Source organism: Phenylobacterium sp., assembly GCF_044372605.1.
Lineage (GTDB): Bacteria > Pseudomonadota > Alphaproteobacteria > Caulobacterales > Caulobacteraceae > Phenylobacterium.
The window spans coordinates 1-5997 of the sequence record NZ_JBILRO010000217.1; the positions used below are offsets into that span (position 1 = coordinate 1).

General features: G+C 68.0%; 7 protein-coding genes. 5 read left to right on the plus strand and 2 right to left on the minus strand.

All coding sequences use genetic code 11. From position 1 onward, the window contains the following. The 4 genes from ACIQ42_RS14885 to ACIQ42_RS14900 all read left to right on the plus strand — a co-directional run. Positions 1-264, plus strand: a 264-nt coding sequence (locus tag ACIQ42_RS14885) for a hypothetical protein (protein WP_397423040.1), incomplete at its 5' end; no start/stop codon positions are given. Between the two features lie 63 nt (positions 265-327). Then, positions 328-759 (plus strand): MaoC family dehydratase, encoded by a 432-nt coding sequence (locus ACIQ42_RS14890; RefSeq protein WP_397423041.1) that lies wholly within the window; start codon positions 328-330, stop codon positions 757-759. A gap of 275 nt (positions 760-1034) precedes the next feature. Continuing rightward, a complete protein-coding gene (locus ACIQ42_RS14895; RefSeq protein ID WP_397423042.1) occupies positions 1035-1991 on the plus strand; it encodes a TraB/GumN family protein in 957 nt (318 codons plus the stop codon). Between the two features lie 70 nt (positions 1992-2061). Then, a complete protein-coding gene (locus ACIQ42_RS14900; RefSeq protein ID WP_397423043.1) occupies positions 2062-3018 on the plus strand; it encodes an alpha/beta hydrolase in 957 nt (318 codons plus the stop codon). Here the strand turns inward: ACIQ42_RS14900 and argS are convergent. Both argS and ACIQ42_RS14910 read right to left on the minus strand, forming a co-directional pair. Then, positions 2996-4774, minus strand: a complete 1779-nt coding sequence (argS, locus tag ACIQ42_RS14905) for an arginine--tRNA ligase (protein WP_397423044.1) — start codon at positions 4772-4774, stop codon at positions 2996-2998. The two genes, ACIQ42_RS14900 and argS, sit on opposite strands and share 23 nt — an antisense overlap. Then, positions 4771-5451 (minus strand): Tat pathway signal sequence domain protein, encoded by a 681-nt coding sequence (locus tag ACIQ42_RS14910; protein ID WP_397423045.1) that lies wholly within the window; start codon positions 5449-5451, stop codon positions 4771-4773. Before ACIQ42_RS14910 ends, argS begins: the two co-directional genes overlap by 4 nt. 314 nt (positions 5452-5765) lie before the next feature. Here ACIQ42_RS14910 and ACIQ42_RS14915 point away from each other — a divergent pair. Further along, positions 5766-5997: NAD(P)H-dependent flavin oxidoreductase (locus ACIQ42_RS14915; RefSeq protein ID WP_397423046.1), on the plus strand; the 232-nt coding region annotated here is incomplete at its 3' end.

Genomic DNA, 5997 nt, shown 5'->3' on the forward strand with positions numbered 1-5997 from the left:
CGCTGGATGGCCGGGGTGATGGCGCCCAGGGTGGCGCGGTTGAAGCCGATGGAACCGGAGAAGCCGCGTCAGATGCGGACCATCCTGTTCCGGCATTTCAAGGTGGAGGTGGACGAGGCGACCGGCGAGAAGAAGGTGGTGAGCTATTGCCCGAACCCGATCACCGGACAGGTGGAGCGCGAGGATACCCCCGGCTGGACCCAGTCGGGCGACCGGTTCACGGCCTCGCTGCCCGGCAATCGCAAGACCGGGGAGGGGCGGTAGGGCGCCCTGCGTGAATCCGTATTTCTGCTGGCGAGCCGACGGCGCGGACAGTAAGGCCATCGGATGATCGAACCCCATCCGTCGGGCGGCTACATCCTGGACGAGCTTGTCGTCGGCATGACCGCCGAGAAGCTTGTCACCGTGACCGAACAGCGGATCGACCAGTTCGCCGAGGCCTCGGACGACTTCAATCCCGTGCACATGGACGAGGCGTTCGCGTCCAGGACGGCCTATCGCGGCCGGATCGCGCATGGCCTGCTGTCGGCCTCGTTCGGATCCGCTGTGGTCGGCACGATCCTGGGCCAGACCCTGAATTTCCACAGGCCGGTGCGGATCGGCGATGTCGCCTCGGCCCGGGTGACGGTGGCTGCGATTGATCACGCGGCCGCGCGGGTGGTGCTGCGCTGTGAGGTCTATGTGGGCGGCGATCTTGTGATGGACGGCGACGCGACGGTCCGCGTTCCACGTCGGCGGCGGGTTCAGAAGGATCTCTGACCGGCTGACCGCCGGATATCCGGCGACAACGCACCGACGCCGCGAGAGATCCTTCTCCCCTTGTGGGAGAAGGTGGCAGGCGAAGCCTGACGGATGAGGGGTCGCGCCGACCTCCCCGCCCGGTCCCGCCGCCCTCGGATTCGACGCGCCCGTCGACCCCTCATCCGTCCGCCTGCGGCGTCCACCTTCTCCCGCAAGGGGAGAAGGATCTTGCGCGGCCTAGTTTTCGCCGCACGGACCGCCCAACTCTGATGGTTGGATGGCGGGAGAATTCGGTGAAGCGTTGGGTGTGTTCGGGGTGGGCAGCAGCCCTCATGCTGGCCGGGCCGGTGGCGGCGCAGACGGGCAGGCCCGTGCTGGCGGACCCCGAAGGGGCGGTGGTCGAGGAGCTGGTGGTGACGGCGCGGGTGGTGGGGCCGGCCTGGTGGCGGGTCTCGGACGATGACACCACGGTCTATATCCTGGCCCTGCCCGATACCTTCCTGCCGCGTGACCTGAAGTGGGATCAGTCCGGCCTGAACCGGCGGCTGAAGGGCTCCAACGTGCTGATCGGCGGCGGGCGGTCCTACACCCTGGGCATCCGCAACATTCCACTGCTGCTGTCGCTGCGGCGTAGCCTGCGGATGAAGGGGACCATGGAGGATGACCTGCCGCCGGACCTGAGGGCGCGGTTTGTGACCCTGCGCGAGGGGCTGGGCAAGGACGCGAAGCACTATGCCGGCTGGGGGCCGATGGTGGCGGGCTTCACCCTGGTGGGCGACGCCCGGGAGGGCCCGCGCGGGCGCAATGCCGAGGATCAGGTGCGCAGCGCCGCGCGCAAGCTGAGGATCAAGGAAAAGAAGCTGGAAAGCCGCAACGCCGCGCCTTTGATCAAGGAGTTCAGGAGCGGCCTGACCATGGACATCCAGACCGCCTGTCTGGATGCGGCGATGAGCGATGTGGAGGCCGGTCCCGGCGTCGCGCGGGCGGCGGCGGAGGGCTGGGCGCGCGGCGACGTGGGCGCGGCGCTGAAGGCCCCGCGGGGGTTCGAGAAGTGCCTGCTGGTGATCTCGGGCGGGGCCGAGGCCTGGCGCGAGACGGTGGACGCCCAGGCCGCGGAGATCGCCGAGGCGCTGAAGGCGCCGGGCAAGGCGGTGGCGATGGTGCGTCTGCGGCCGCTGATCGCGAAAGGCGGCGTGATCGAGACGCTGGAGGGGATGGGGCTGGAGGTCGAGGGGCCGGCGGAGCGGTAGGGCTCAAACGGATGCAGGGCGACAAGTCCCGCCTCTCGCTTTTGGCTTCCAACCGAATTACGAACCCGCCATGCGCATCCTGCTTTTCGTCCTTCTGGGTCTGGTCTCGTTGTTCGCAACCGCGGCGGTCGCGGCGGACATTTTCAGCCGTGTTCACAAACCGCGCGGGGCCATGGTCGACATCGGCGGACGCAGCCTGCGGCTGGTCTGCGAGGGGCCGAAGTCGGACCAGCCTGTGATCTGGATGGAGGCCGGCGCCTTCAGCGGCGCGGCGGATTTTGCGGCGCTTCAGCAAAAGCTCAGCGCGAAGGGGCTGCGCTCCTGCGCCTATGACCGGGCGGGGATGGGGTATTCCGACCCCGGCCCCGCGCCACGGGACGGCGATGCCATCGTCAAGGACCTGGGTGCGCTGATCGCCGCGTCGGGAGAGCGGGGGCCGTTCATCCTGATGGGGCATTCTATGGCGGGCCTCTACCTGCGCCAGTTTGCGGTGCAGAACCCGGACCGTGTGGCCGGGCTGGTGCTGCTGGACGCTGTGACACCGGAGATGATCGGGCTGCCGGGCGCCCAGGTGTTCGTGGACCGGATGACGGACCTGGCGCGGCTGGGATCGATCGCGGGGAGCCTGGGCCTGACCAAGCCGTTCTATCTGATGGGCGACCGGGTGGGTCTGCCGCCGGAGGGACGCGCCGAGAAGCGGCGGGGGTTCGTCAATGGCCGCCAGAGCCGGAACGCCTATGCCGAGGTGCAGAGCTGGCGGGCGGCGGGTGAGCAGGCGCTGATGGCCGGACCGCTCCTGACGAACTGGCCGATCGCGGTGATCACGGCAGGTCCGCCTTCGCCGCAGATGGACGTCTGGAATGAGGTGCGCCACGCGCCGGCGCGGGACTCGCGCGCCGGGTTCATCGACAACGTGGATGAGGCCAGCCATACGACGATGCTGGGCCTGACCTACGGCGACCGGGTGGTGGCCGGGGTGGAGAAGGTGCTGGCGGCGCTGACGCCTACATCCGCTCCGGGACGCTGATCCCCAGCAGGTCCAGCGCCAGTTCGAGCTGGCGCAGTGTGGTGGCCGCCAGCGTAAGGCGCGATGACCGCAAGACCGGTTCCGCCGACAGCATCGGGCAGGCGGCATAGAACTTCGAGAAGGCCTGGCTCAGGCGATAGGCGTGTTCGGCCAGCGCATGCGGGGCCTTGCGGTCATAGGCCTCGCTGAGCGCGGCGTCGAAGGCGTCGAGCGTGAGCACCAGATCGCGCTCGGCCAGCTCCGAGACCGTGACGGGACCCTGTTCGAAGCCCTCGGCGGCGGCGCGGCGCAACAGGCTTTTCACGCGAACCGCCTGATAGAGCAGATAGGGGCCGGTCTTGCCCTCGAAGCTGGTGAAGCGGTCGAGGTCGAAGACGTAGGAGGTGCCGCGGAAGTTCTGCAGGTCGGCGAACTTGAGTGCGGCGACAGCCACCTTGCCGGCGATGTCCTCGAACTCGGCGGGGTCCATATTCTCGCCCAGACCCGCTTCGGTCAGGCGCTCGCGGGCTTTCGACCGGGTCATCTCGATCAGGTCGTTGAGCTTGAGGACGCCCCCTTCGCGGGTCTTGAAGGGCTTGCCGTCGGTCCCGTTCATGGTGCCGAAGCCGATGTGCTCCAGCTGGCCCTCCTGAGCGTAGCCGGCCTGACAGGCCGCGCGGAACACGATCTCGAAGTGGTCGGCCTGGCGCTGGTCGACGCAGTAGATCACCAGATGCGGGTCAAACGCCTGCTTGCGGTCGAGAATGGTGGCCAGATCGGTGGTGCCGTACATGGCCGAGCCTTCGGACGAGACCACCAGCAGCGGCGGCAACTCGCGCTTGTCTCCCTGCTGGGAGACCCGGATGATCCGGGCGCCCTGGTCGTCGACCAGCAAGCCCTTGGCGTCGAGTTCAGCGACCATCGGGACGATCAGGTGCTCGACGTCGCTTTCGCCCTTCCACCAGTCGAAGTCTATGCCCAGCGCATGGAAGTCACGCTCCAGCGCCACCTGGGTGACAGCGCGGAAGCGTTCCCAGAGGGCGTAGTAGCCGGCCTGCTTGGACTGCAGGCCCATGGTGATCTTGCGGGCGCGGTCACGGTAGTCGGTGTCGGCCTTGCCCCGGGCTGCGGCCTCCGGATAGAGGCGGTCGAGATCGGCCAGGGTAACGGTGTCCAGCGGCGCAAGGTCGCTCGGCGCCGCGCCTGAGACGTTGGCGGACTCAACCAGGTCACGGATCGCGGGTTGCTCGTCCATGACGGCGCCGATCAGGAGGCCCATTTGATAGCCCCAGTCGCCGAAGTGGGCGTCGCCGATCACCTCGTCGCCCCGGAACCGGTAGAGGCGCTTGATGCTCTCGCCGATGATCGAGGCGCGCAGGTGGCCCACGTGCATCGGCTTGGCCACATTCGGGCCGCCGTAGTCGACCAGCACGCGGCGAGGCTGAGCCACCGTTTCGGCGCCCAGGCGCGGGTCGGCGGCGATCTCGTTGGCGCGGTCGGACAGCGTGGCCCCCGCGACCTTCAGATTGATGAACCCGGGTCCGGCGATCTCGACCCCTGCGAGACGCGGGTCAGCGGCCAGCTGTTCGACCACGGCGGCGGCGATCTCGCGCGGGTTCTTGCCCAGGCGCTTGGCGGCGGCCAGTGCGCCGTTGGACTGAAAGTCTGCGAGGTCGGGGCGATCGGACGGCGTCACACGGCCCAGTTCCGGAGGCGCGCCAATAGCGGCGAAGGCGGCTTCCACCGCCTCGCCCAACGCCCGCTTGAGGTCGATCATGGGTTTGGCGCAGCGCTCGCCTGGCCGACATTCAGCCGGAAGCGTTTGCCCTCGCGATTGAAGGCGGCCATCTGCGGCGTCACGTCAAAGCCGATCAGGACCTCGAAGTTGGAGCCGGAGGTCGTGACCGCCGCGCGCGGGATGACGATCTGGTTGATGTTCTCGGTCAGATAGACGCGGTCCTGGCCTTCGGGGAAGGTCACCGGCAGGTCGAAGAATTCCTTGGCGATGACCGTGCGGTTGCGATCCGTAACCGCGACCCAATAGCGATAGGTCTTCTCGCGGCCCTGGGCCTGGGGACCCTTGCCCAGTTCGAACAGCACCTCGACCATCACATTGATCGGCTCATCGTCCTTGTAGGCGCAACCGGCCGAGATACCCTGGATTTCGCCGGACCAGCCCACGGCGGCCGAGGCCTCGCGGTTGTCCTTGAACTCGATGTAGCGGCTCGCGTCATAGAGAGACTTCACAAAGGGGCAGGGCCCGGCGTTGCGCAGCGCCTGCAGCGGCGCCTGGTTGTCGCCCCACTCCTCGCGTTGCTTGCGCTTCTTGGAGGCCTCCTCCTGCTGGCGGCGCTGGTCGGCCTCCGGATCGCGGCGGCCCTGCGCGTATGACAGGGTGGGCACGGCGGTCAGCGCAGCGAGCAGGGCCGCGACGAGGAGTAGATGACGGCGCATGGCAGGCGTCCAGACAGGAAAGGCCGCGAGGCGTCGCGGGGTCGTGGCCTAACTACAGCCTGACGATTGCGGCTGCAACGCGGCCTGAACGCCGCCCGCTTTCAAAGCTGGACCCCGTCGCAGGGTGGTGGCGTGAATTTCGGGCCATGGCTCGGTCAGGAACCGCTGGCGCACCACCCAGCAGCAACATTCCGACGGCGCCGGCATTCACGAACATGCCGACCGTCTTGCCTCGGCGCGGTTTCTTCGATCTTGATTGACGCAGGGCCAACTCGCCACCCTCACCGCAAATCAGCTCCCAAGGAAACGCACTCATGAAGACCCGTATCACTGAACTGTTCGGCATCCAGCACCCCATCGTCCAGGGCGGCATGCACTTTGTTGGGCTGGCCGAGATGGCGGCGGCGGTGTCGAACGCCGGGGGGCTGGGGATCATCACAGGCCTGACCCAGCGCACGCCAGAGGCCCTGGCCGCCGAGATCGCCCGATGCCGTGCGATGACTGACAAGCCCTTCGGCGTGAACCTGACCTTCCTGCCCTCGATCA

Excerpts from the sequence above, each read along its gene's own strand:
- argS (WP_397423044.1), bottom strand. The coding sequence starts at position 4,774 with ATGATCGACCTCAAGCGGGCGTTGGGCGAGGCGGTGGAAGCCGCCTTC.
- ACIQ42_RS14910 (WP_397423045.1), bottom strand. The coding sequence starts at position 5,451 with ATGCGCCGTCATCTACTCCTCGTCGCGGCCCTGCTCGCTGCGCTGACC.
- ACIQ42_RS14890 (WP_397423041.1), top strand. The coding sequence starts at position 328 with ATGATCGAACCCCATCCGTCGGGCGGCTACATCCTGGACGAGCTTGTC.
- ACIQ42_RS14900 (WP_397423043.1), top strand. The coding sequence starts at position 2,062 with ATGCGCATCCTGCTTTTCGTCCTTCTGGGTCTGGTCTCGTTGTTCGCA.